The following is a 23,351-nucleotide window of genomic DNA, read 5'->3' on the forward strand; positions in this document are numbered from 1 at the left end:
GAAGATATTCCATAGGGCCAGTTTCACAGGTGATCGCGCTCAATCTGGTCCGAATGATCGCGTTCAAAGATCAGCTGATCGTTTTCATAGGCTTCCATCCGCGCGCTCAGGTAGAAATGGGTCGCGTCCGACCACATGGCGCAATGCGCTTCCGTGCGCAATCTGATCCCGTTGCGTTCTAGCTCATCCGTCCAATGACAACGGCCCTTGGCGGAAAGCGGATCGTCCGGATGGATCGACCATTCCTCTCGCGCGACCGAGCCGGAGATCAACCCGTGGTCGGCATCGCGCAGCTTGCCGAAATCATCCTCGATCCGCAGGCAGACCACACCGGTGGTCATATCAATTTCGCGTGTCCGGCTGTTCTTGGCCTCCCTGAGCGTTTCAACTTGCCAGGGCGTTGCGGCGGTTGGCGGTGGAAAGCTGTGCTCCTCCCGCCTGCTGGTGCGCCGCATCGGCAAGATGATTTCGCCGCGGTCCAGTGTCAGGGTGCTGGGCGTTGGGGCGGGCCAGAGAAGCGGCCAATAGCTGTTTGAGATGGCCACGCGCAGCCGGTGGCCTTCGCGGATGCGATAGGCGATGTGGTCCAGGTTCACCATAACTTGCGTTGGTTCACCGGGCGTCAGCGGAATGGGGGCGGCGGGATCCTTGCGGTGCGACAGGTTCAGAACGCCATAGGTGATACGACTGGTCGCGCCATCCGGGTGCACATCGCAGAGGCGCACGGCGATCTGCCCCTGCTCCGCGTCTGAGGTCAATTGCAGTTTCACCTGCGGCGCGCCCACGATATCCGTGTCCACGTCCAAAGGGGCCGTTTCAAAGCAGGCGGACATCGCATCATCCCGGCGCTGGTCGCCCGCCATTTCCGGACCCAGCCAGATGGCGCAGTATTCACCGCTTTCCGCACCGCAATCCTGTGGCGAGGCGATGCTGGCCGAAAGCCAGCCGGAAGTGTCCGACAGGCCGCGATCGGTCAGGTAGAGTTTGCGGTGCGGGATATGCGACGCGGCCCCGTATTCTTCGGCGATCCATTGGCCCGGGCGTTCGGTGTACCAGCGTGCGGGTGGGATGCTGTGCATGAGGTAGGCGCGGTAGTCAGGGTCTTCCTCGACCCCTGTGTCCGCGTCCTTGAGCCACCTGTCCCACCAGCGCAGGGCTTCCTGCAAAAACCCGATGCGGGGTTCCGGTACCGCAAAATGCGGGTATTTGTGCACCCAGGGCCCAACGATGCCTTTAGCACCCGGCAAGGCCTCCACCAGCTGCGGCACGGCGTTTTTGTAAGCGTCCCCCCAGCCACCGATGGCCAGAACCTTGGCCTTGATCGCCGCGTAGTTTTCGATCACTGACCCATGCTGCCAATAAGCATCGCGCCGCTGGTGGCGCAGCCAGACCGAGGGCAGAAAGGGTTCGTTTTCCAGGCGCTCCAGCCACATCTCGCGCCAGTTCTCGCGCAGGGCCGGGTCCGGCGCGCGGCTGGAATAGGACCACATGGTCGCGCCCCAACCGAGGTTTTCGTTGAGCAGGCAGCCGCCCTTGTAATGGATATCATCTGCAAAACGATCGACGGTGGAGCAGAGCGTGATCACAGCTTTCAGCGGATCAGGCGCCAGGGCTGCCACCTGCAACCCGTTGAACCCACCCCAGCTGATGCCCATCATGCCGACATTGCCGTTGCACCAGGGTTGTGCCGCAAGCTGGGTGATCACCTCGACCGCATCGCTGAGTTCCTGGGTGGTGTATTCGTCCGCCATCAGCCCTTCACTGTCGCCATTGCCGCGCATGTCAACACGCACGCAGGCATAGCCGCGTTCGGCGAACCACGGGTGGGTCAGCGCGTCGCGCGCCGTGGTACCATCTCTTTTGCGGTAGGGCAGATATTCGAGAATGACCGGCACCGGGTCGTCGCCGGCATCTTTTGGCCGCCAGATGCGGGCCGAAAGCCTGCAGCCATCTTCGAGGGTAATTCCGTAATCGGGCAGTTCTTCGATGTCGCGCAGGGCATTGGGTCGGGTCATGCGCAGACGTTTGCCGCGACCGTGGCTGCTGTCAAGCGCTGGCGTCAGGATTTCAGCGCGATGACCAGATCCATCACATTTGTGCCCGTCGGCCCCGTTTTGAGCAACGCATTGCGCGCGCCCAGCCAGGTACCTGCGTCAGCACGCTCCAGTGCCCCCTGTCCAGAGCGCTCCCACAACGCCCCATCCACAATCGCACCCGCCGCATCCGTTGGTCCGTCGGTGCCGTCGGTGCCCGCAACAAGCACGCGCAGATCTTGTACGCCAGCGATTTCGCGCGCGATCAGCAGGGCCAGTGCCTGATTGCGGCCGCCTTCGCCGGGGTTCGGTGGCAAGACCACGGTGGGTTCCCCGCCAAAAAGATGCAGCCCCGAGGCACCCGAGGTCAGAACCTTGGCGATGCGGGGCGCCACGACGTTGATGTCTTCATAAAGCGTCTCTTCGTTGGTCTGCACCGGGATGCCTTGCGCCGCCGCGGCCCGGGCCACAGCGCTGCGCGCGATGGCGTTGCTGGCCACGATGCGAGGGTCAAACATGAAGTTTGCAGGTTTGGGCGCTGCGCCAATGCCCGACCCGATCACGTCGAGGCTGTCGCCTTCCACATCCGAGATTGCCAGCGTGGTGACAGAGGCCCCCTTGAAAGCGGCCAGCAGTTTGCCGCCCTTGACGCGGCTCATGTCCTTGCGGGCGGCATTCATCTCATGGATATCCGCGCCGGACGCGAGCATCTTTTCGGCGCGCGCGGTGAGATCGGTCAGGGTCAGGGGACTTGCTGGGTCTTCGACAAGCGCGGAGGCCCCGCCCGAAACCAGCATCAACAGATGGCTGCCTGGCGCCATGCTACGCACCACTGTGCCGACGCGCGCGCCTGCTTTGAGGCTCATCTCGTCCAGCACCGGATGCGCCGCTTCGATGATCTCCGCGCCGTCCGGCGCACCCGCGCTGTGGCCGTATTTGGTGACAATCAACAAGGGTGTGTCGGGAAAACGCGCGTGGGCGGCAAGGGCCATTGCCGTCGCGGCCTTGCCCACGGCGATGATCTGATCGGGCACCGGGCAAGGTGCGTCGCGCAATGCGGTACTGACGGCACTGTCACCGCGCACAGCCTGAACACCTGCCGCAAAAAGGGGGAGTAAGAAGTCGTCGGAGGGCATTTCTTCTTCCTGTTCAGGGGGCGTTGGTGTCGAGCCAGATGGTGACGGGTCCGTCATTGATGAGGGCCACTTTCATCTCGGCGCCAAAGCGGCCGGTTTCGGTGGGGATGTTCAACTCGCGCAGGCAATGGGCGAAATGCAGGTAATGCGTCTCTGCCTCATCGGGTTTGGCCGCGCCGGAAAAGCCGGGCCTGTTCCCGCGAGACGTGTCGGCGGCGAGCGTAAACTGGCTGACGACAAGCGCGGCACCCCCGGTCTGCGCCAGCGACAGGTTCATCTTTCCCGCGGCGTCATGGAAGATGCGTAGCTTGGAGACCTTTGCAGCCAAAGCCCTGGCGGTGTCAAAATTATCCCCCGGCATGGCGCAGACGAGGATCAGCAGACCGGGGCCGATCTCTCCAACGCTTGTACCCTCGACCGTGACGCTTGCGTGCGTCACCCGCTGGATCAGGGCTCTCACGAGCGGACCTCCATAATTTCTTTGAGCGATGCGCGCTCGGTCTTGAAGCCGTTGGCGGGGTGGTCGGGATCAGCGTAGCCAAAGGAGATCGCGCAGAGGATCATTCTGTCGTCTGAAATTTCGAAATGCCTGCGCACAAAATCCGCGTAGGAGGCCACAGCCGCCTGTGCGATGCTGTCCACTCCAAGCGCCCGCGCGGCCAGGGTGAAGGCGGTGACAAATCGGCCGGTGTCCATGGCACCATATCCCCTCAATGCGCGTGGGCTGGAAATGATGGCCACATGTGGTGCGTCAAAAAGGGCAAAATTTCGCATCATCTGCGCGCCGGATGCCGCGCGATCCCCTTTTTGCACACCCACCGCATCGTAAAGCTGCCAGCCGCAGGTGCGACGACGATCGCCATAAACGCCGGGGTAGCCGTCGGGACCTTGCAGATCGAGCCGGGGGGACCCCTTTGCAGCCTCTTCTTGCAGCGCCTTGCGGAACTTTTCTGTCGCCTTTGGCTCTGTGACAATGACCTGCCAAGGCTGCGCGTTGCACCATGAGGGTACATGACGTGCCGCATCGATGATCTGATGGATTGTCTCGCCCGGCACGGGATCAGAGCGGAAGGCGCGGCAGGAATAGCGGGTGCTCAGCAGGTTCTGGAGCGTTTCAATATCCGTCATTGGTTCATCGCGACCCCGTATCCCACACCCGCTGCAATGATGGCTCCGATCAGGATTGCAAAGGCGATCTTGATGGTCGACCAGGGGCGTTCACCCTGCACCTTTCCGGTGCTGCCGTTGACCACAAACCGGTAGGTCTCGCCGCGATACTTGTAGGCGGCAAGCCAGACCGGCAGCAAGATGTGCTTGAAGGTCACATCGCGCACATCGGTCTGCACCTGATGAATGCGCTGGCGGTCGCCGCCGATGTCGAAGCGGATGTCGCGGGCGATCACCTGGTCCATCTTCTGACGTGCCTCACCAAACCCGTCCTCCAGCGCCACCGCGTAGCCTTCGGCCCTGAAACCGGCGAGGAATTCGGGCGCATAGGGCTCCAACCCGCCCAGGTCCCAGGGTTCCAGCGCATCGGTGAACCGTTTGGGCAGGGAGCGTGAGGCCAGCACGAGAACGTCATCGAAAAACCGCGCAACCCGGCCCCGCGCCGCGCGCCAGCGCACCTTTGGCACACGGACCTTTTGCTGCCGCTCGCCCCGCATGACAGTGCGGGTTTCATAGTAGATCGTGCCGCGTTCGCCGGTGTAGGAGGATTTCGTATCCGCATCAAAGGTCCAGTAAGGGACGTAAATACCCTGCATTTTCCGACCTTTACGGGCGTATTCCTGCAACCCGCCCGGCGCAAACCACAGGCCCCCCAGCCAATCGGTCATGGCCTCGCGCGCGGTTTCCTCGTCCAGCGCAAAGGGCAGCACGCCGCGTGGTTTGATATGGCGGTGGCTGCCGGTGTCGGTGACCACGGGGGTGGCGCAGAACGGGCACTCCGTGGCATGAAGCTCGGCGTCAAATGCGACCTCAGCGGCACAGTTCGGACATTTGGAGACACGCGTCTCCTCCATCTCCACCGCCGGTAAATTGTCGCGCAGGGCATTGTTGAAATCCAGCTCCCTGATCTGCGGGGTGCCCCACGGGCCGCCGTCGAGCGATTGATGATTGCCGCAGTGATCGCAGGTCAGTTGCCGAGCCTTTGGGTCAAATCGCAGATCGGCACCGCAATTGTCGCAGGGGAAATGGTGGTCGGCCAGAGGGGCAGAGGGCGCAGTTGTCATCATTCAAAGCATATTGTGCATGAAGCGCGGCGTCATATTGCGCAGGGCACCATCGCCCAGAGCGGTATGACGCCATAGGTGAAAAATCCCGTGCAAGAGGCCCGCGCCGAGGGTCAGCAGCGTCACCGTGCGCAGAGCGCCGGTCAATGGCCCGGGCTCGGCATTCAAGAGCATCAGGGCGGTGACATCCAGCAGGATCAGCATGACAATATGCAGTGGTACAAAGCCCTTGCGCAAAATCCCCGTCAGAACCGGGCCCGGCGTACACAGCAGGCCAAAGCTGCCATAGCCAACCGACCACAGCACGGCAGTGGCCAATAGGCCCCATTTGATCACCGGCACATTGCCGTAAAACAGCGCGGCCACCACAAACGCCAGTGCCGTCCAGTGTAAAACCTTGACGATGCTGCGATAAACAGGGGGCGGTGGTCCGAAGCTGGGCCTCATGGATCAGGCTCCAGGTGGCGGGGGTGGGGGCGGCAGAACGGTAAAGAGCTGTGCCAGTTCGGCCACGTCTTCGGCACGCAGCCACCCATCCTGACCGGGGGTCCAGACCATGCTTTCGCGGGTTAACGCGCCTTCTGTGGCCATGCGGCCCAAGGCGGCCTTGGAAAAAGGGCCCTTGGTTTGGCCGTTTTCGGCCACGTGCCAGACGTGCTCGACGGGGGGCGGCGGTGGAACGGCAGCCGGGGTCCCGGCGCGCGCGCCCCATGGACCTTGAGCCGCGGCGGCATGTCCGATTTGCATGCCCAGACCTGCGCCAAGGCCTGCCTGTATGGCAGCGGCCCCGGCGCCTTCGCGGCCCAGGGCCTCGGCGGCCTGGAACTGCATATATTCGTTCAAATTGCCGATGACCCCCATGGAGGATCGCTTGTCCATGACCTCCTCGACCGCAGGGGGCAGCGAGATGTTTTCGATGTAAAGCTCCGGCATGGAGAGCCCGTATTCGGCCAGCTGTGCCGTGATCTCGCCGCCCACCAGCTTGCCCAATTCGCGGGTATTTGCGGCCATATCCATCACCGGAATGCCCGCCCGTGCGAGGGTGCGGGAGAACTCCTGCACCAGGATATTGCGGATCTGAAAGCTGATCTCATCCATGGTGAATTCGCCATCTGTGCCGACAATCTCCACAAGGAATTTTGCCGGGTCCGAGACCTTGATTGAATAGGTGCCGAAGGCGCGCAGCCGCACCGGACCGAACTCCGGATCGCGGCAGATGATGGGGTTCTTCGTGCCCCATTTCAGATCGTTGAACCGCGTGGTGTTAACAAAGTAGATTTCCGATTTGAACGGCGAGCGGAAGCCATGGTCCCAGTGCTGTAGCGTGGTCATGATCGGCATGTTGTTGGTCTCCAGCATATAGAGACCGGGGGTAAAGACATCCGCGAGTTGCCCTTCATGCACAAAAACCGCCGCTTGCCCTTCGCGCACCGTCAGCTTAGCGCCGTATTTGATCTCGTGCCCCTCACGTTCGAACCGCCAGACCATTGTGTCGCGGGTGTCATCCGTCCAATGGATGACATCGATGAATTCGCCCGAGAGAAAATCAAAAATACCCATATCCGTCAGTCCTTTACCTAGTGGCCTCAGAGCGGGCCGCTTTTGAGTTCGCGCGCGATGATCCGCGTGATGGGGGCCGCTTCGGCGGCGCTCATACCGGCCTCAAGCCGGGGGTCGTAGAGCATTTTGAGCAGCAATGCGTCATGTTTGGTGAGCAATGCAAATTCGTCGTCATCGTTGAAGATCGACGGGCGCGCGTCGCGGCTGTCATTGGCCAGGCCAAGGCCCTGCGCCATTTCCTCGTGAATGCAGCTGAGCCGCAAGAGGCTCGGATTTTCCGCGCGGATGATCGCCACGGCGGCGGTATAGGTATTGGCATCTGACCCTGCGGCATAGGCCGCAACCGCACAATAGGTATCGCGCGAGAGGCTGCGCAGCGCATTCAGGCTTTCCGGCGTGATCCCGGGCACCCGCGCGGCAGCCGCGTCCAGGGCATCGCTTCTGTCATCTTCGCTGGCCACGATCACGATGAAATTCGGGTTGCCGAAGGTGCTGATCGGATGCCCGGAAATCTGCCCCAACCTGCGCGCATAGCTGCGAATGGCCGCGCCGTCACTGGCGCGTTGCGAGGGGGGCACACTTTGTCCAAAGACGATGCCGACGCGCACAGGCGTGTCCCAACGGCGCAAGGGGCTTTCCCCGCCACGTCCCTGCAGCGCCTGCGCATATTCATTGAAAAACACGATCCGTTCAAAGTTGCGCGCCAGCATATCGGCGGTGAAGGGCGTATCTGGCCCACCGCCGTCCTCGCGCAACAACCCCTGGTTCAGCTGCGCGGCTTGCACCTGCACCAGGTAACTGCGCAATGCGGCGCTGGCCTCGGAGGTCGGGCGCAGCTGTGTTTCCGCCAGATCGGTGGGCCGGGCGCGGGGCGTTTTGACTGCGGCAACGGGCTGCGCCATGTCGCAGGCGACCAAGGCGGCGCCTGCCACAATCAAAGCGCTTGCACGCAAAAGTCTCCGCCCCAGCGCCACGTCAGATCAATTCGGCACGGAGGTGCTGGCCGTATCTCCAACGCCGTCGCCGCGCGATTTGGCGCTGGCGAGGGTGTCGCGCAACTTCGTCTCCATCTCCTGCAGCTCGGTTTCGGCGGCCGCGCGGCGCGCTTTGCCTTCGTCCGCGATCTGCAGGCTTTCTTCGATGGTGCCAATGAGGTCGGCGTTGGCCTGTTTCACCGCTTCGATGTCAAAGACGCCGCGCTCCATCTCTTCGCGGATGATCTTGTTGCTGTCACGCAGGTTCTTGGCATTGGCGGTCAGCAGCTCATTGGTCAGATCATTGGCTTGCCGTACGGCCTTAGCGGCCTCGGCGCTCCGTTGGATGGTGACCGCCTGTGCCAGCTGGGTTTCCCAAAGCGGTACGGTGTTGACCAGTGTCGAGTTGATCTTGGTGACGAGCGATTTATCATTCTCCTGCACCAGCCGGATAGAGGGCAGCGACTGCATCGTCACCTGACGGGTCAGTTTCAGGTCGTGCACCCGGCGCTCCAGATCATCACGTGCCGCCCGCAGGTCGCGCAGCTCTTGCGCAACCATCACCTGATCGTTCTCCGCGGCCTTATCGACTTCAGCGGCCTTTGCCGGGATCACGTTTTCATCGAGATCGCGCAGCTTTTCCTCACCCGCAGCGATGTAGAGCGCCAGCTCATCGTAGAATTGCAGCGTCTTTTCATAGAGCATGTCGAGCGACTTGATGTCCTTGAGCAGGGTATGCTCATGGGTCAGCAGATCATCTGTGATCCGGTCGATCTGGCCCTGCACTTCTTCAAACCGGGCGGTGAATTTGGCGAAAGGTGCGGCTTTGCCCAACAGCTTTTCCCACCAGCTGCGGTCGCGGCGGACATCGAGCTCGGAGATGGAAAAGCCACGGATGGTGGTGACGATGTTGCGCAGGCTATCCCCCGCAGGGCCCACATCCTTATTGCGCACGCCGCCCAACATGGCCTGGCTGATTTCCTGCAGTTCCACTTGCGCGCGCGATCCAAAAGAGACGATCGACTGTGTGTTCGACATATCGATCTCGGCCATGCGTTTCGAGATTTCCGCGCTGACGGGTTCATCGGCATCCGCCAGGGGCACGATGGCATTGGCCTCGACAGGGTCTGGCAGCACGACGGCGGTCACTTCCTCCACCATCTTGAGCGCCTCGGTTGCTTTTGCGCGTGTCGTCTCGGTCATACTGGTTGATCCTTTTGTTGTCGGCGCGTCAGTCCAGACGCACGCCTTCGCGTTGCAGACGGTCCCGAAGGACCTCGATTTCGACCGTCAGATCGCTGTGATCGTCCAGCAGCATCTTCTTGGTGCGGTCGGTGAAATTACGTTCCAGATCATCCAGCAGCGACAAGTAATCATCGCGGGCCTGGGTGTCTTGTGTGCGGGCATAGATGTCAGCAAATTTCACCGAGGCGTCGCGTGCGCCCAGCAGATAGACCCCGAGATATTTGCGGGCGGCAGTCAGGTCGCGCGGGTCATCCTCGACGGTGCGGATAAGGTCGCGCACGACGGTCTGGAACTGCTGCATCCGAGTCATCACGCGCAGGTTGCCGGAGCGTTTGAGTGCGTCGTTCATCGCGGCCATGTGCGCTTCGGCCTCATCGACGACCTTGGCGACCCGGTCCTGCTGGAACGTATCGATCCCCTCCATGCCTTTGCTCTTCAGTGGATCAATGCCAAAGGCCGCCAGATGCAGTCCGGTGGCCGCCGCGCCAAAAAGAACAGCGGCGATCAGGCCACCGTCATGGCTGAGGGCGGCAAGAGCGGTACCAATGCCCGCCAGCGCGGCGGCAAAACACTTGCGCGGCAAGGCGGGGCGGCGTGCGACCTTTCGGCTGTGATATGCAGCTTCCGCGATCAGACCCCAGCGCAAAAGCCAGGCCCCAAGGCTCATCGCAGCAGCGCCCAGCAATCCGAACGTCAGACCAAGTGCGCCCTGAACCAGTGACATGAACACCAGCACAATGGCCGGCAAAAACATCAGGTTGGCGCGTGCCCCAACCGGATCGACTTTTGCGCCGGTAAAGGCCCCGCGTGGCGCGGATTTTTCCGTATCCGAAGCCCCTTGCGGGCTGTATTTTCCGCCGAACCGTTTTGCCATGACTTAAAGCCCGCCCAGCAGGCCCGCGGCCACACCGGTCATCAGGAGAAGGAGCGCGACATATGCGACCTTTTGAAATGCTGTTGGCGTCATGTTGTCTCCCCAGACAGACGTTATGCGGAATATAGGTTCATGCGGCGTGGCTGGCCAGTTCTAGTATCGCGTCGCCGGGCATTGAACCTCCGGACTGTCATAAATGTGCCTCACGCCTTGGATTTTACATATTTGAGGTCGATGGGGTGGGATCGTGAGGGGGAATTTACAACAGGTTTTATCACAATTGTATCTAGCGAGGCTTGCGCCCGGTGCGGTTGGGCGGCGTTTTGCGGATGCCCTGGGGCGGGCGGGCCTTGCGTTGGCGCGCCACCTTGGCGGGTTTCTTTGTGGCTGTGCCGCTGGGGTCTTCCAGCTCCAGCCCCAATTGGTCACGCACGATTTTGCGCCGGACCTCTTCCACATCCCCCTGTTTCAGCTCGCCAAGCTGAAAGGGACCGTAGCTGATGCGAATGAGGCGGTTCACCGACAGGTTCACCTCCGCCAGCGCGCGGCGAATCTCACGGTTACGCCCTTCGCGCAGACCAATTGTCAGCCAGGCGTTGGCGCCCTGCTGACGGTCCAGCGTCACGGTCATCGGTTGAAAGGCTTCGCCGTCAACGGTCACGCCCTTGCGCAGCGGGTCGAGGGCCGCATCCGTCGGGCGGCCATTCACCCGCACGCGGTAGCGGCGCAGCCAGCCCGTCGCAGGCAATTCCAGCTTGCGTTTGACGCCACCGTCATTGGTCAGCAACAGCAACCCTTCGGAGTTGATGTCGAGACGGCCGACGCTCATCACCCGCGGCATGTCCTCGGGCAGGACGGAATAGATTGTGTCGCGCCCCTTTTCATCGCTGTCGGTGCTGACCAGACCGATGGGTTTGTGAAAAAGCCAAAGGCGCGGCGGTTCCGGTGCGGCAATGGGTTTGCCGTCCACGGTGATGGTGTCTTTGTCCGTGACGTTGAGCGCGGGCGAGCTGATCTGTGACCCGTTCACGCGAACCCGCCCGGCTTCGATCATGCGTTCGGCCTCGCGGCGGCTGGCGACACCGGCGCGGCTGAGGACTTTGGCGATGCGGTCGCCTGCCGGTGTGTTCTGGGAAATGTCTGACATGGGCTGGCCTTACCTTGTTTGCGGGGCTTGCGAAAGGGGACGGTTTGCGGGCATTTGGCGCGCATGGAGTTCAATTCGCATATGCAGCTTGCGCTGTCGGAAGCCCGCGCGGCGGGCAAGCGTGGTGAAGTGCCCGTGGGCGCGGTGGTTGTGGACCCGCGCGGCGATGTCGTTGCAGCAGCGGGCAACCGGACCCGCGAGTTGAAGGATCCGACCGCCCATGCGGAGATGCTGGCGCTGCGGGAGGCCTGTGCGGCGCGGGGGACTGAGCGGCTCGTTGATCACGCGCTCTACGTGACGCTGGAGCCCTGCGCGATGTGCGCGGGGGCGATTTCAGCGGCCCGCATTGCGCGGCTCTACTACGGTGCCAGCGATCCCAAGTCAGGTGGGGTGGCACAGGGTGCGCGGGTTTTTTCTCATCCGCAATGTCACCATGCGCCGGAGGTGTTCGACGGTATTGCAGCGGTGGAGTCCGAGGCATATCTGCGGGCCTTCTTCGCGCAGCGCAGGTAGTGATGGCCTGACACCCGTGCCAAGTTTTACGCCGGGCGGTGACACATCACGGCAGATCTTGAACACCTAGAACGAAATGGGCTGCATCACCTGAGGTTCGATCACATTCACGCCCGGCAGCCCGTCGACCAACACCTGCGCTGATTGTTCCAGCAAATCGAAGGTGCGGTAGTGGCAGGGGATCACCGTTTTGAAATCGAAGTATCGTTTGGCGGCATAGGCCGCCCCCGCCATATCCATGGTGAAATGGCCCCCTGCGCTGAGAATGCCGATGTCGGGTTTGTAGTAATCCCCGATCCAGTCCATGTCGGCCATGATGCCGGTGTCACCGGAGAGATAGAGTGTGTGCCCTTCGGCTTTCAGGATGAAACCAGCCTCGCGACCGGCGGAAACCGTAGGCGCACTGGAAAGGGTGCTGGAGTGCAGCGCAGGCACCAGAGAGACAGCAACCTCACCCAGGTGCACCGTGCCGCCCATGTTGTAACCGATCGTGGTGAGGCCGTCGGCCTCTTCGAAATGGCTCATCAGCTCATAGATGCCGACGACCGGGACCGATAGTGATTTGGCAAGGACGACGACATCTGCCGTGTGGTCAAAATGACCGTGCGTGATCAGGATATGGGTGGCCCCTTCGGTTGCGGCGCCGTGCTGGGTGTCGCCCAGCATCGGGTTGCCGGTCAGCCAGGGATCGACCAGCAGGACCTGATCCGCCATTTCGATGCGAAAACTGCCGTGTCCCAACCAGATGATGTCCATTGATCCTCTCCCTTTGTGCCATATCTCGAGTTTAGCGGGGTTTTGCGGACGAGGGGAGCCTCCGGCGGGGATATTGTGGGCCAGAAGAAAGTGGGGTGGGTGTGGATTGGACACGTGCGGTAGATGGGTATTGTGAGCGGATCGGGCCCGCGTATTGGGCGGAGCCGATCAACGCGGTGACCAATCTGGCCTTTGTGCTGGCGGCGCTTTACATGTGGCGTCGTTGCGGGAACGATCTGCTGGCACGGCTGCTTTGCATCGTTCTTTTTGCCATCGGCGTGGGCAGCTATCTGTTTCATACGCATGCACAGGTCTGGGCCGGGATGGCGGATGTCTTGCCCATCGGTCTTTTTATCCTGATCTATATCTTTGCAATCAATCGGGTGGGATGGCGCCTGTCGTTTTGGCCTGCTTTTGCTGTGACATGTCTGTTCATACCCTACGCTGCGGTGACCGTGCCGATCTTCCAATTGGTCCCGGGTCTGGGGTCGTCGGCGGGATATGCGCCGGTGCCTGTGCTGATCCTGGCCTACGCTTTCTTGCTGAGGCGCCGAGACCCTGATCTGGCCCGGGGATTGGCGCTGGGTGCGGGGCTGCTTGTGCTCTCACTGACCTTCAGGACGCTGGATTTGCCGCTCTGCGCGCATTTGCCGTTGGGCACTCATTTTGCCTGGCATGTGCTGAATGGGCTGATGCTGGGTTGGATGATCGAGGTTTACCGCCGTGCACGTCTTGGCAAGGCGCGCGCATGACGCTAAACGCCAATGCCAAGCAGATGAGGAAACGTGATGTCCATTGACGAGACCACAGCCGCCCGCGTGGCCAAGCTGGCCCGGATCAAGGTTGAGCCTGAAGCGCTGCCAGCGCTGGCGGGGGAATTCAACACCATTCTGGGGTTTATCGAACAATTGAATGAGGTGGACATTGAGGGCGTCGATCCGATGACCTCGGTAACGCCCCAGGTGCTGAAGCGCCGGGTGGACGAGGTGCGTGAAGGGGGGCAGCAGGACAAAATTCTGTCGAATGCGCCGGATGCGCGCGAGGGATTTTTTGCGGTGCCGAAGGTGGTCGAATAATGAGCAAGCTGAACGAGCTTTCCTTGAGTGCTGCCCGGGATGCGCTGCGCGCGGGTGAGACGACATCCAGGGACCTGACCGAAGCCTGCCTGACGGCAATCGATGCCGCCGGTGTTCTGAACGCATTTGTGCATAAGACGCCGGAACTGGCGCTGGAGCGTGCAGCGGCGGCAGATGCGCGGATTGCGCAGGGCGATGCCCCGTCGATGTGCGGGCTGCCGATCGGGATCAAGGATCTGTTTTGTACCCAAGGGGTGCCCAGTCAGGCCGGATCGCGCATCCTGGAAGGGTTTCTGCCGGAATATGAATCCACGGTCAGCCAAAACCTGGCGGATGCCGGGGCGGTGATGCTGGGCAAGCTCAATATGGATGAATTCGCCATGGGTAGCAGCAACGAAACCTCGGTTTATGGCAATGCGGTCAATCCGTGGCGGCGCGGCAATGATGAAACGCCGTTGACGCCTGGGGGGTCTTCGGGCGGCTCGGCCTCGGCCGTCGCAGCGGATCTCTGTCTGGCCGCAACGGGTACCGACACCGGTGGCTCTATCCGTCAACCTGCGGCGTTTACCGGGACGGTGGGCATCAAGCCGACCTACGGGCGGTGTTCGCGTTGGGGTATTGTGGCTTTTGCATCGTCATTGGATCAGGCGGGCCCCATGACCAAATCGGTGCGCGACGCCGCCATCATGCTCGAAGCGATGGCGGGTCATGACCCCAAGGACAGCACTTCTGCCGATCTTCCCGTGCCCGATTTCGAAGCGGCCCTGACAGGCGATGTGCGTGGCAAAAAAATCGGCATTCCCAAGGAATACCGTATGGACGGCATGCCCGATGAGATCGAAACGCTCTGGGCCGAAGGTATTGCAATGATGAAGGATGCGGGCGCTGAGATCATCGACATTTCCTTGCCGCACACAAAATACGCGCTGCCTGCCTACTACGTGATTGCGCCTGCCGAGGCCTCCTCGAACCTCGCGCGCTATGACGGTGTGCGCTATGGCCACCGTGCCAAGCTCGATCAGGGCGATGGCATCACCGAGATGTACGAAAAGACCCGTGCTGAAGGGTTCGGGCCAGAGGTGCAGCGCCGTGTGATGATCGGCACCTATGTGCTCTCTGCGGGGTTCTATGACGCCTATTACAACCGTGCCCGCCGGGTGCGGACGCTGATCAAGCGCGACTTTGAACAGGTCTTTGATCAGGGCATTGATGCGATTCTGACCCCTGCGACCCCCTCTGCGGCCTTCGGCTTGGGGGAGATGACGGATGCGGATCCGGTTGCCATGTACCTTAACGATGTTTTCACCGTCACGGTGAACCTCGCCGGACTGCCGGGGATTGCGGTGCCCACCGGTTTGGACAAGAAAGGGCTGCCGCTGGCGCTGCAACTGATCGGGCGGCCATGGGCCGAGGCCGATCTGCTCAGCGCAGCCTATGCGCTGGAAACTGCCGCAGGCTTTGTGGCCAAGCCCGGAAAATGGTGGTAATCTCGCGCCAACAAAAGCAACGACAGGCATGTTTTCTGATGACGCCACGTGTGTATTTCGCGGGTCTCGCTCTGGCAGCGATGGCCGCTTGCGCTCCGCAGGTTCCCGATAGCGGGCAAGGGATCGGGTTCGACAACTCATTGGAAGCGCAGCGCCAACGTGACGCTGCCTTGGCGGGCCCGCAATACCGGGTGCCGGATACTGTGTTGCCGCCCGCGTCGACACCCGCGCCCGGATCTGCCGAAGCCACAGCCGCAGAAACCACGCGCATCCTGAATGAGACACGTCCGGGTGCTGCCGATAGCGCCGCGTTGAATTCCGGAGTGGCGCCGGTGCAGGCCAGCCCGACGAATGCAGCCCCCCTTGCGCTGGACAATCCCGGCATCTCTGACGAGAACAATTTTGATGCGGTGTCCGAACGTCAGACCATTGAAAGTGACGCTGAGCGCATCGCCAACAATCGCGCGCAATATGAGGTGGTGCAGCCCGAAGCGCTGCCGACCCGTTCCGGTGGCGAGCAGCCCAATATCGTAGCCTTCGCGTTGGAGACCAAACACCCCAAAGGCCAAAGCGTCTATGCGCGGGCCGGGTTCGGAGGCGAGGCACGGGCGGCGCGCAATTGTGCGGCTTATGCGTCCTCTGATCAGGCGCAGATCGACTTTCTGGAGCGCGGCGGCCCGGTGCGGGATCGCAAGGGCCTTGACCCGGACGGGGACGGCTACGCGTGTGATTGGGACCCGGCACCTTTCCGTAAGGCGTCGCAGGGCTGACGCCCATGCAGCAGGTTTCGTCGCCAAATTGCGGCCCGCGGCGGGACGGGCTGACACCGTCCATTGTCGTGATCCACTACACCGCGATGCAGAGCGCCGAGGCTGCCATCGAACGACTGTGCGACCCATCGGCTGAAGTTTCCGCGCATTACGTAATCGCACGCACCGGAGAGGTCACGCAGCTGGTTCCAGAGGTGCTTCGGGCGTGGCACGCGGGGGCGGGCGAGTGGCGCGGCCAGACCGACATCAACTCACGCTCCATCGGTATCGAGCTCGATAACGCGGGCACCCATCCGTTTCCAGAACCGCAAATGGCCGCCTTGGAAACCCTGCTGGCCGGGATCCTGAAGCGCTGGGCGATCCGGCCTTGTGATGTCATCGGGCATTCCGACATGGCACCGGGGCGAAAGGGGGATCCTGGTCCCCGGTTCGATTGGATGCGCCTGGCGAAAGCACAGCTTGCCGCCCCGACGCAGATGTCGCCCGCAGGTGACCCCGATACAGCGGCGTTTCGTGCGATTGTAAATGCCGCGGGCTTCACGGCGGCAGTCGATGATCAGAGCCTGCTGGAAGCGTTTCGCCTGCGACATCGCCCGTCGGCGTCCGGTCCGCTGGATGCGCAGGACATGAAAATCGCCGCCGGGTGCGCTTCTGCCTGCGCTACGTGATCTGCACGATGGTCGGTGTCAGCAGAACCAGAACCCTGGGCGGTTCGGCGTCTTCCTTTTTGAGGTAAAGAGACCCGACAACATGCAAGTTCGAAACGTTTGGAACCGGCAATGCCACCGCCTTTGGCGTGGATGTCAATTCATAGGAATAGTTTTTATGGGCCAGAAGCTCGGGGCCGGGAAGGCCGGGCTCTTCCTCAACGTAGATGATCGCCGGATCACCAGTGAGGTACAATGATCCCACTTTCATAGCCCCGCTGAAGGCCTTGGACACGGTTGGCGTAAGCAGGTGCGATCGATCTTCGTAAGAAACAGGTAAAGGCAAGGTCAGATCATAAAGCTCGGCTGGGCGGCCCCCTGCGGGCCAGCGCACCAAACCGTCAAGGGTGGCCCCGCCTGGCCGCCCCGGCACGGTGCTGAGCACGGGGGGCAGCGTCCTTATGTCGACCTGAGGGAGATATTTGAGCTTGAGCGAGGTTGGCAGGTTGATGCCGCGGTTGAACCTGTTCCGGGTGCTGGCTGCGGCAGGCACCATGCCCGTCCCGACCCCGAAAAGGGTCGCCAGTGCCGTGATGGAAAACCTGCGTCTGTTCTGCATTCTCGGTCTCCTATGGTGTTGAAACAGTTTGAACATGCCGGTTGCGCGGTGGGTTCGATCTTGGCGCAAGCGTATCATGCAGCGCCTCTCGTGCACAATCGCCGGTGGGCACACGATCTGGTGTGACGCGATTTGGATTGACCCCGATGCGCGTCCGGCGTAGCTGCAATTTGCGCGGAAGGCCGGATGGCCGCGGCATCGGGTAACCGGTGTCGAGGAAAGTCCGGACTCCAAAAAGCAACGGTGCCGGGTAACGCCCGGGCAGGGCGACCTGACGGAAAGCGCCACAGAAATGAAACCGCCAGCGGAGAGGTCGGGCAACCGAAACCGCCCGCAGGCAAGGGTGAAACGGTGGGGTAAGAGCCCACCGCGCCGCTGGCAACAGGGGCGGTACGGCAAGCCCCACCGGGAGCAATGCCAAATAGGGATCGCGCGTCGCAAGACAGGGCCGCTTTTGCCCCAGCAGATCCGGGTTGGCAGCTAGAGCCCGCCGGGCAACCGGCGGGCAAGAGGAATGGTCATCGAACCGGAGCGATCCGGGGAACAGAATCCGGCTTACAGGCCTTCCGCGCATAGACATTTGAGGGACAGAAATCATGCAACTGGACAACAAACTGGTGGTCGTCACGGGCGGCAGCGACGGAATTGGTCGGCACATTTGCCTGAAGCTGGCAGCGGCGGGTTGCCGTCTGGCCATCCTGGGCCGCAACGCGAAACGACTGGCCAGCGCCGAGGCGGATGCGCGCGAGGCAGGCGCGCCAGAGGCGCAGAGCTACTCTTGCGACATGCAGAACCCGGCGGCGATTGCAGCCACCGTTCAGGCCATTCTGGACGGGCAGGGCGCGCCAGACATCCTGATCAACAACGCAGGTATCTGGCACAAGACGGGCCCGCTGGACAGCATTGACGACGCGATGATCGAGGCCACGATCCAGACCAATCTGACGGGCACCATCCAATTGACCCGCGCGCTTTTGCCGACGTTACGCGCGCAGCCTGAGGCAGCCGTGCTCAACGTCATCTCCAAATCCGGTGTCGTGGCGCAGGCGGGACAATCGGTCTACACCGCGACGAAATACGGCATGCGCGGCTTCACCGATGTGTTGAAAGAGGATGAGCAGGAAAGCGGCGTGCGCATTGCCGGGCTCTATCAGTCGGGCACGAACACCGGCATGTTCGCAAAGGCGGGCGAAGAGGTGCCGAACCACATCTTCACCGAACCGGATGATCTGGCCGATGTTGTGGTTTTCATGCTGTCGCGCCCGGCGAAGCTCTGGATGCATGAGGTGCGTGTGGAGTTGTAAGGCGCGATAGGCGCAAACGCACTTCGCTTAAATATAGGTCACATTGCATCCTATGCCGCCTAATTTTATAGCGATTTGTAAAACGCTCTCTTATTGAGCGGCATATCGCCCTTTTGCTGTTTATTTCAGCAGGTCTTTGCACCACCCCGTTGCGCACTTGAATATGGGGAAGGATCAAAGACATGAACGGAGCGGATACCGCCTGGATCATCGTGGCCACGGCACTGGTGCTCTTTATGACACTGCCGGGCCTAGCGCTTTTTTACGGCGGACTTGTACGCGCGCGTAATGTGCTCAGCGTTTTCATGCAGTGCTTTTCGATTGCCTGCCTGATGAGCATTCTGTGGCTTGCTGCGGGGTATTCCATCGCTTTTGGCGACGGCAACGCCTATTGGGGCGGTCTGGGCAAAGCCTTTCTGAACGGGGTCGACGCGGACAGCCTCTCGGGCACCATCCCCGAAGTGCTGTTCTTTGCCTTCCAGATGACCTTTGCGATCATCACACCGGCGCTGATCGTCGGTGCTTATGTCGAGCGCATCGGATATGGATTTGTGCTGCTCTTCTCCAGTCTGTGGATGCTGATCTGCTACGCGCCGGTGGCGCATTGGATCTGGGGCGGCGGATTGCTGGCAGGCGCGGAATGGTCGCTCTTCTCCGAAGGGGTGAATGATTTCGCCGGTGGCATCGTGGTGCACCAGACCGCCGGGATCGCAGCGCTGGTGCTGGCGGCGATGCTGGGGCCGCGCAAAGGGAAACACCAGCCGCCGCACAACCCGGGCATGGTGATGATCGGCGCCGCGATGCTCTGGGTCGGCTGGTTCGGCTTCAACGGCGGCTCGCAACTGGCCGCAGACGGTGGGGCCGCCATGGCGCTGACGGTCACGCATATCTCTGCGGCAACTGCGTCGCTGACATGGGCTGGCTGGGAGAAATTCCGCTATGGCAAGGCGTCCCTCGTGGGCATGGTCACGGGCACCATCGCGGGCCTCGCCTCCATCACCCCGGCCTCTGGCTCCGTCGGTCCGGTTGAGGCGCTGTTTATCGGGGCCGTTGCAGGCATCATGTGTCAGGAACTCTGCGGCGTGGTAAAAAACCTGCTCAAGATCGACGACACGCTGGATGTCTTTGCTGTGCACGGCGTGGGCGGCATGTTCGGCATCATCATGCTGGCGGCCTTTGGCCACGCGTCCTGGACAGCACAGCTGGGCGGGCTGGCGGTCGTCGGTATCTGGACGCTGGTCATCACCGTGCTGATCATTCTGGTGGTGCGTGCGGTCATGCCGCTGCGCGTCAGCGAGGAAGACGAGACCAATGGGCTCGATCTCTCTGCGCATGGCGAACGGGCCTACGACATCACGTCCTAGAACGATCGAATAATCGAGCAGTTCCGGCCAGCGCACATATGTGTGCTGGCCTTTTGACTGCCGGCTGGTCGCAAAGCCCGAAATCCTGCCTTTTGCGGTTGACTCGGGGGGCCATCCGGTTAAAAGCCGGGCTTCAGGATTCACGCAGTCCCTCACCGGAGGAGCGCTGCAGCAGGAGAAGAAACATGGCCAAGCCAACCACGATCAAGATTCGTCTGAACTCCTCGGCGGGGACAGGCCATTTCTACGTCACCAAGAAAAACGCCCGCACCATGACCGAAAAAATGGTTGTGCGGAAGTATGACCCGGTGGCGCGCAAGCACGTTGAATACAAAGAAGGCAAGATCAAGTAAGATCGCTCCTTTGTCAGAAGAATAAAAAGCCGCGCAATATGCGCGGCTTTTTTTGTTCTACGGCTTGGGGCGGTCCTCTCCGGGTCAACACCGGGTGTGGATACCCGCGAGGGGCCTACGATGCCTCGCGGGGCCTTCCCGGAAAGACGCTTTTGATTGCAACATAGAAGACGGGTGTGAAGAACAGCCCCAGGAACGTCACACCGGACATGCCAAAGAAGACGGCTGTGCCCAGAGCCTGACGCATCTCGGACCCCGGTCCCGTCGCAATTAGGAGCGGCAATACCCCGAGGATGAAAGCAAAGGCCGTCATCAGGATGGGGCGCAGGCGCAAACGGCTGGCGTCAATCGCGGCCTCAACCGGTGACATCCCGCGCTCCTCCTGCGCTTGCTTGGCAAATTCCACGATCAGGATGGCGTTTTTCGCCGCCAACCCGACCAGCACGATCAGCCCGACCTGCGTCAGGATGTTGTTGTCCATGCCGCGGAACATGACCCCGGCCAGCGCGCCGAGGACGGAAAGGGGCACGATCAAGATGATCGCCACAGGCAAGGCCCAGCTTTCGTAGAGAGCCGCCAGAAACAGAAAGGCAAAGAGGATCGAGAAGGCAAAGATATAGGCTGCCGTGTTCCCCTGATTGCGTTCCTGCAGCGCAAGTTCGGTCCATTCGAAATCGACACCTGGCGGTGCGATGGAGGCGGCAAGCTCTTCCATCGCGATCAGTGCTTCGCCGGTGGAGATGCCGGGCGCGGCTGAGCCCTGCACAGGTACGGAGACCTGCTGGTTGTAGCGCTGCACCAGCGAAGGCCCTGCCGTATCCACGACCGAAACAAGTGTGCCAAGGGGCACCAGCGCGCCGGTGGCCGATCGGACCCTGAGGGCGGTGATGTCTTCCTCTTCGAGCCGGAACTGTTCATCTGCTTGCGCGCGCACCTGAAACAACCGGCCAAAGGCGTTGAAGTCGTTCACGTAGGCCGATCCGAGGTTGATCGAGAGGGTCTCGAATATCTCGCCGATGGGGACATTCAGCATCTGCGCGCGCACACGGTCGATCTCCAGATAGACCTGTGGCGAGCCTGCGGAGAAGGTGGTGAAGACCCCCTGCACCGCATCCGATTGCGCCGATGCCCCCATGATCGCATAGGCGCTGCCCAGCACGCGGGACATATCGGCGCTTTCATTCTCCCTCAGTTGCAGCTTGAAGCCGCCGCCAGTACCGACGCCGCGCACCGCAGGAGGGGCAATGGCAATGATGAAGGCCTCGCGCAGCGACTGCATCCGGCCAAAGAGTTGTCCGACGATGGCACCTGCATTCAGCCCGCTTTCTGCCCGTGCCTCGAAACTGTCAAAGGTGGTGAAGATGACGCCCTGATTGCTGGCATTGGTAAATGTCGCGCCGGAAAACCCTGCAAAGGCCACCGCGTTTGTCACGCCAGGTGTTTCGAGCGCCACTTCCGTGGCCTGCCGGATCACTGCGTCGGTGCGCTCCAGCGAGGCACCATCGGGCAGTTGGACCACCACAATCGCGTAGCCCTGATCCGCATCCGGGATGAACCCTGTCGGCACCTTCTGGTTGATCCAATAGCTGGTTGCCAAAAGGCCGGCAAAGACGACAAGCGAGGCGGCGATGGTCGCTCTGGAACTGACCAGGAAACTCACGATGCTGCTGTACCCGTTCGACATTTTGTCGAATCCCTTGTTGAACCCGTTGGCCAGGGGGGTGGTGATCATCGTCAGTGGATTTCTTGAGGGGGCGGTGCGGGCCGGTTTGAGAATGGCGGCGGCCATCGCGGGCGACAGGCTGAGCGAGTTGATGGTGGAGATGACGGTCGCGACCGAGATCGTCACGGCGAATTGTTTGTAAAACTGTCCGGTGATCCCGGGCACCAGTGCGGCGGGCACAAAGACTGCAATCAGCACCAGCGAGGTACCAATGACCGCGCTTTGAACCTCATCCATGGTGCGAGCGGATGCTTCGCGCGGGGACATGCCGCGGGAAATATTCCGCTCGACATTCTCCACCACCACAATGGCGTCGTCCACCACGATGCCAATGGCAAGGATCAGACCAAAGAGCGTCAGCAGGTTCAGCGTGTAGCCAAGGGCCAGCATGACGGCGAAAGTGCCGATCAGGGACACCGGAATGGCAAGCAGAGGAATGATCGCTGTGCGCCAGCTTTGCAAAAAGACGATGATGACCACCACCACCAGCAACACCGCTTCGAAGAGCGTCTCATAGACGGCGTTGACAGAGGCGGCGATGAATTCGGTTGGGTTGTAGACCACGCGGTATTCCAACCCGTCGGGGAAGTCTTCGGATAGCTCGTCCATGACCGCGATGATCTCATCAGCGGAAGCTAGGGCGTTGGAGCCGGGGCGTTGGAAGATGCCAAGCGCCACCGCCGGTTTGTTGTTCAGATAGGAGTTGTTGACGTAAGAGCGCGCGCCGATTTCCACACGGGCAACATCTCGCACCCTTACGACACGCCCGTCCTCGGAAGCCTTGACGATGACGCGGCCAAATTCGCGCGGGCTTTGCAGGCGTCCTTGGGTTGTGATCGTGACCTGAAAGGCACTGTCGCTGTCGTTGGGGGGCGCACCGAGCGAGCCACCCGACACCTGGACATTCTGTTCACGCAGAGCGTCGACCACATCTGCGGCTGTCAGGCTCAGCGATGAAAGTTTGTCAGGGTCCAGCCAGACCCGTGCCGAAAACTCGCGTTCGCCGAAGATCAGCAAATCGCCGACACCATCCAGCCGCACCAGCCTGTCCCGCACGCGCGAGCGGGCATAGTTCGACACGTAAAGCTGGTCGAAACTTTCGTCCGGCGACAGCATATGCACAACCATCATCAGATCCGGGGAGGATTTGGTTGTGGTCACACCAAGCGCGCGCACTTCCTGCGGCAAGCGTGGCTCGGCAATCGCCACCCTGTTCTGCACCAGAACCTGGGCGGCATCGAGATCCGTGCCCAGCTCGAACGTGATCGTGAGGCTCATGGAGCCATCGGCGGTCGAATAGGAGGACAGGTACAACATGTCCTCGACACCGTTGATTTCCTGCTCCAGCGGTGTGGCCACAGTGGCCGCAATCGTCTCTGCATCCGCACCGGGATAAGAGGCGCGCACCACGATCGAGGGGGGCGCGATCTCAGGATATTGTTCAATCGGCAGTTGTGTATAGGAGATCAGGCCCACAATCGTCGTGATGACGGCGATCACAATGGCAAAGATCGGACGGTTGACGAAAAACCGGCCCAT

23 protein-coding genes and 1 other RNA gene are annotated in these 23,351 nt (G+C 61.5%); 10 read left to right on the top strand and 14 right to left on the bottom strand.

Annotated features, from left to right (window positions below; translation table 11 throughout):
• Positions 1 to 23 precede the first annotated feature (23 nt).
• From Q1A63_RS11235 to Q1A63_RS11285, 11 genes are all read right to left on the bottom strand, one after another.
• Entirely contained in the window at positions 24 to 2,015 is a 1,992-nt protein-coding gene (locus Q1A63_RS11235; protein WP_298971888.1) for a CocE/NonD family hydrolase, read from the bottom strand.
• A gap of 44 nt (positions 2,016 to 2,059) precedes the next feature.
• Entirely contained in the window at positions 2,060 to 3,169 is a 1,110-nt protein-coding gene (locus tag Q1A63_RS11240) for a DUF4147 domain-containing protein (protein WP_298971890.1), read from the bottom strand.
• A gap of 13 nt (positions 3,170 to 3,182) precedes the next feature.
• On the bottom strand, positions 3,183 to 3,629 hold the full coding sequence (dtd, locus tag Q1A63_RS11245) for a D-aminoacyl-tRNA deacylase (protein WP_298971892.1): 447 nt from the start codon (positions 3,627 to 3,629) through the stop codon (positions 3,183 to 3,185).
• Positions 3,626 to 4,297: a nitroreductase gene (locus tag Q1A63_RS11250; protein WP_299631605.1), complete on the bottom strand. Its 672-nt coding sequence runs from the start codon at positions 4,295 to 4,297 to the stop codon at positions 3,626 to 3,628. Before Q1A63_RS11250 ends, dtd begins: the two co-directional genes overlap by 4 nt.
• Complete coding sequence (locus tag Q1A63_RS11255; RefSeq protein WP_298972600.1) at positions 4,294 to 5,400, bottom strand: primosomal protein N' (replication factor Y) - superfamily II helicase; 1,107 nt, start codon at positions 5,398 to 5,400, stop codon at positions 4,294 to 4,296. Before Q1A63_RS11255 ends, Q1A63_RS11250 begins: the two co-directional genes overlap by 4 nt.
• Positions 5,401 to 5,403: 3 nt before the next feature.
• Positions 5,404 to 5,847: a hypothetical protein gene (locus tag Q1A63_RS11260; protein WP_298971894.1), complete on the bottom strand. Its 444-nt coding sequence runs from the start codon at positions 5,845 to 5,847 to the stop codon at positions 5,404 to 5,406.
• 3 nt (positions 5,848 to 5,850) lie between these two features.
• Entirely contained in the window at positions 5,851 to 6,960 is a 1,110-nt protein-coding gene (locus tag Q1A63_RS11265; RefSeq protein WP_298971895.1) for an SPFH domain-containing protein, read from the bottom strand.
• Positions 6,961 to 6,986: 26 nt separating this feature from the next.
• The gene (locus tag Q1A63_RS11270; protein ID WP_298971897.1) at positions 6,987 to 7,862 is read right to left on the bottom strand and encodes a DUF2927 domain-containing protein; all 876 of its coding nucleotides are present in this window, start codon (positions 7,860 to 7,862) and stop codon (positions 6,987 to 6,989) included.
• Positions 7,863 to 7,940: 78 nt separating this feature from the next.
• Positions 7,941 to 9,137, bottom strand: a complete 1,197-nt coding sequence (locus tag Q1A63_RS11275; protein WP_298971899.1) for a toxic anion resistance protein — start codon at positions 9,135 to 9,137, stop codon at positions 7,941 to 7,943.
• Between the two features lie 28 nt (positions 9,138 to 9,165).
• Entirely contained in the window at positions 9,166 to 10,053 is an 888-nt protein-coding gene (locus tag Q1A63_RS11280; RefSeq protein ID WP_298971900.1) for a 5-bromo-4-chloroindolyl phosphate hydrolysis family protein, read from the bottom strand.
• 286 nt (positions 10,054 to 10,339) lie between these two features.
• Positions 10,340 to 11,200 carry a pseudouridine synthase gene (locus tag Q1A63_RS11285; protein ID WP_298971902.1) on the bottom strand — a complete coding sequence of 287 codons (861 nt, stop codon included), beginning with the start codon at positions 11,198 to 11,200 and terminating at the stop codon, positions 10,340 to 10,342.
• Positions 11,201 to 11,263: 63 nt separating this feature from the next.
• Here Q1A63_RS11285 and Q1A63_RS11290 point away from each other — a divergent pair, with 63 nt between their 5' ends.
• Positions 11,264 to 11,713 (top strand): nucleoside deaminase, encoded by a 450-nt coding sequence (locus tag Q1A63_RS11290; protein WP_298971903.1) that lies wholly within the window; start codon positions 11,264 to 11,266, stop codon positions 11,711 to 11,713.
• A gap of 66 nt (positions 11,714 to 11,779) precedes the next feature.
• On the opposite strand, the gene Q1A63_RS11295 is transcribed toward Q1A63_RS11290, so the two are convergent.
• Positions 11,780 to 12,469 (bottom strand): metal-dependent hydrolase, encoded by a 690-nt coding sequence (locus Q1A63_RS11295; RefSeq protein WP_298971905.1) that lies wholly within the window; start codon positions 12,467 to 12,469, stop codon positions 11,780 to 11,782.
• Positions 12,470 to 12,570: 101 nt separating this feature from the next.
• Between Q1A63_RS11295 and Q1A63_RS11300 the strand changes: the two genes are divergently transcribed.
• From Q1A63_RS11300 to Q1A63_RS11320, 5 genes are read left to right on the top strand one after another with little or no spacing between them, the layout of a single operon-like run.
• Positions 12,571 to 13,221, top strand: a complete 651-nt coding sequence (locus Q1A63_RS11300) for a ceramidase domain-containing protein (RefSeq protein WP_298971906.1) — start codon at positions 12,571 to 12,573, stop codon at positions 13,219 to 13,221.
• 36 nt (positions 13,222 to 13,257) lie between these two features.
• On the top strand, positions 13,258 to 13,545 hold the full coding sequence (gene gatC / locus Q1A63_RS11305; RefSeq protein ID WP_298971908.1) for an Asp-tRNA(Asn)/Glu-tRNA(Gln) amidotransferase subunit GatC: 288 nt from the start codon (positions 13,258 to 13,260) through the stop codon (positions 13,543 to 13,545).
• Positions 13,545 to 15,032 carry an Asp-tRNA(Asn)/Glu-tRNA(Gln) amidotransferase subunit GatA gene (gene gatA, locus Q1A63_RS11310; protein ID WP_298971910.1) on the top strand — a complete coding sequence of 496 codons (1,488 nt, stop codon included), beginning with the start codon at positions 13,545 to 13,547 and terminating at the stop codon, positions 15,030 to 15,032. Before gatC ends, gatA begins: the two co-directional genes overlap by 1 nt.
• A 38-nt stretch (positions 15,033 to 15,070) precedes the next feature.
• A complete protein-coding gene (locus tag Q1A63_RS11315; protein ID WP_298971912.1) occupies positions 15,071 to 15,802 on the top strand; it encodes a hypothetical protein in 732 nt (243 codons plus the stop codon).
• Between the two features lie 5 nt (positions 15,803 to 15,807).
• Entirely contained in the window at positions 15,808 to 16,470 is a 663-nt protein-coding gene (locus tag Q1A63_RS11320; protein ID WP_298971914.1) for an N-acetylmuramoyl-L-alanine amidase, read from the top strand.
• Here Q1A63_RS11320 and Q1A63_RS11325 read toward each other — a convergent pair.
• On the bottom strand, positions 16,463 to 17,068 hold the full coding sequence (locus tag Q1A63_RS11325; protein WP_298971916.1) for a hypothetical protein: 606 nt from the start codon (positions 17,066 to 17,068) through the stop codon (positions 16,463 to 16,465). The genes Q1A63_RS11320 and Q1A63_RS11325 overlap by 8 nt on opposite strands.
• Positions 17,069 to 17,242: 174 nt before the next feature.
• Here Q1A63_RS11325 and rnpB point away from each other — a divergent pair.
• The 4 genes from rnpB (at position 17,243) to rpmG (ending at position 20,089) form a co-directional block, all read left to right on the top strand.
• Positions 17,243 to 17,642: RNase P RNA component class A (gene rnpB / locus Q1A63_RS11330), an RNA gene on the top strand.
• A 22-nt stretch (positions 17,643 to 17,664) separates the two neighbouring features.
• Positions 17,665 to 18,372: an SDR family oxidoreductase gene (locus Q1A63_RS11335; protein WP_298971917.1), complete on the top strand. Its 708-nt coding sequence runs from the start codon at positions 17,665 to 17,667 to the stop codon at positions 18,370 to 18,372.
• A 182-nt stretch (positions 18,373 to 18,554) separates the two neighbouring features.
• Positions 18,555 to 19,736: an ammonium transporter gene (locus Q1A63_RS11340; RefSeq protein ID WP_299631612.1), complete on the top strand. Its 1,182-nt coding sequence runs from the start codon at positions 18,555 to 18,557 to the stop codon at positions 19,734 to 19,736.
• A gap of 185 nt (positions 19,737 to 19,921) precedes the next feature.
• Complete coding sequence (rpmG, locus tag Q1A63_RS11345; RefSeq protein ID WP_011454349.1) at positions 19,922 to 20,089, top strand: 50S ribosomal protein L33; 168 nt, start codon at positions 19,922 to 19,924, stop codon at positions 20,087 to 20,089.
• Between the two features lie 115 nt (positions 20,090 to 20,204).
• Here the strand turns inward: rpmG and Q1A63_RS11350 are convergent, their stop codons facing one another.
• Entirely contained in the window at positions 20,205 to 23,351 is a 3,147-nt protein-coding gene (locus Q1A63_RS11350; protein WP_299631614.1) for a multidrug efflux RND transporter permease subunit, read from the bottom strand.

This window comes from uncultured Roseobacter sp. (assembly GCF_947499265.1).
Classification (GTDB): Bacteria; Pseudomonadota; Alphaproteobacteria; order Rhodobacterales; family Rhodobacteraceae; genus Roseobacter.

What these genes read in the sequence shown, in the direction of transcription:
- Q1A63_RS11265 (WP_298971895.1), bottom strand. Translation starts at nt 6,960, where the DNA reads ATGGGTATTTTTGATTTTCTCTCGGGCGAATTCATCGATGTCATCCAT.
- gatC (WP_298971908.1), top strand. Translation starts at nt 13,258, where the DNA reads ATGTCCATTGACGAGACCACAGCCGCCCGCGTGGCCAAGCTGGCCCGG.
- Q1A63_RS11285 (WP_298971902.1), bottom strand. Translation starts at nt 11,200, where the DNA reads ATGTCAGACATTTCCCAGAACACACCGGCAGGCGACCGCATCGCCAAA.
- Q1A63_RS11260 (WP_298971894.1), bottom strand. Translation starts at nt 5,847, where the DNA reads ATGAGGCCCAGCTTCGGACCACCGCCCCCTGTTTATCGCAGCATCGTC.
- Q1A63_RS11315 (WP_298971912.1), top strand. Translation starts at nt 15,071, where the DNA reads ATGACGCCACGTGTGTATTTCGCGGGTCTCGCTCTGGCAGCGATGGCC.
- Q1A63_RS11250 (WP_299631605.1), bottom strand. Translation starts at nt 4,297, where the DNA reads ATGACGGATATTGAAACGCTCCAGAACCTGCTGAGCACCCGCTATTCC.
- Q1A63_RS11240 (WP_298971890.1), bottom strand. Translation starts at nt 3,169, where the DNA reads ATGCCCTCCGACGACTTCTTACTCCCCCTTTTTGCGGCAGGTGTTCAG.
- Q1A63_RS11290 (WP_298971903.1), top strand. Translation starts at nt 11,264, where the DNA reads ATGGAGTTCAATTCGCATATGCAGCTTGCGCTGTCGGAAGCCCGCGCG.
- Q1A63_RS11325 (WP_298971916.1), bottom strand. Translation starts at nt 17,068, where the DNA reads ATGCAGAACAGACGCAGGTTTTCCATCACGGCACTGGCGACCCTTTTC.
- Q1A63_RS11320 (WP_298971914.1), top strand. Translation starts at nt 15,808, where the DNA reads ATGCAGCAGGTTTCGTCGCCAAATTGCGGCCCGCGGCGGGACGGGCTG.
- gatA (WP_298971910.1), top strand. Translation starts at nt 13,545, where the DNA reads ATGAGCAAGCTGAACGAGCTTTCCTTGAGTGCTGCCCGGGATGCGCTG.
- Q1A63_RS11335 (WP_298971917.1), top strand. Translation starts at nt 17,665, where the DNA reads ATGCAACTGGACAACAAACTGGTGGTCGTCACGGGCGGCAGCGACGGA.
- Q1A63_RS11235 (WP_298971888.1), bottom strand. Translation starts at nt 2,015, where the DNA reads ATGACCCGACCCAATGCCCTGCGCGACATCGAAGAACTGCCCGATTAC.
- Q1A63_RS11340 (WP_299631612.1), top strand. Translation starts at nt 18,555, where the DNA reads ATGAACGGAGCGGATACCGCCTGGATCATCGTGGCCACGGCACTGGTG.
- Q1A63_RS11295 (WP_298971905.1), bottom strand. Translation starts at nt 12,469, where the DNA reads ATGGACATCATCTGGTTGGGACACGGCAGTTTTCGCATCGAAATGGCG.
- Q1A63_RS11255 (WP_298972600.1), bottom strand. Translation starts at nt 5,400, where the DNA reads ATGACAACTGCGCCCTCTGCCCCTCTGGCCGACCACCATTTCCCCTGC.
- Q1A63_RS11350 (WP_299631614.1), bottom strand. Translation starts at nt 23,351, where the DNA reads ATGGGCCGGTTTTTCGTCAACCGTCCGATCTTTGCCATTGTGATCGCC.
- rpmG (WP_011454349.1), top strand. Translation starts at nt 19,922, where the DNA reads ATGGCCAAGCCAACCACGATCAAGATTCGTCTGAACTCCTCGGCGGGG.
- Q1A63_RS11270 (WP_298971897.1), bottom strand. Translation starts at nt 7,862, where the DNA reads ATGGCGCAGCCCGTTGCCGCAGTCAAAACGCCCCGCGCCCGGCCCACC.
- Q1A63_RS11280 (WP_298971900.1), bottom strand. Translation starts at nt 10,053, where the DNA reads ATGGCAAAACGGTTCGGCGGAAAATACAGCCCGCAAGGGGCTTCGGAT.
- Q1A63_RS11275 (WP_298971899.1), bottom strand. Translation starts at nt 9,137, where the DNA reads ATGACCGAGACGACACGCGCAAAAGCAACCGAGGCGCTCAAGATGGTG.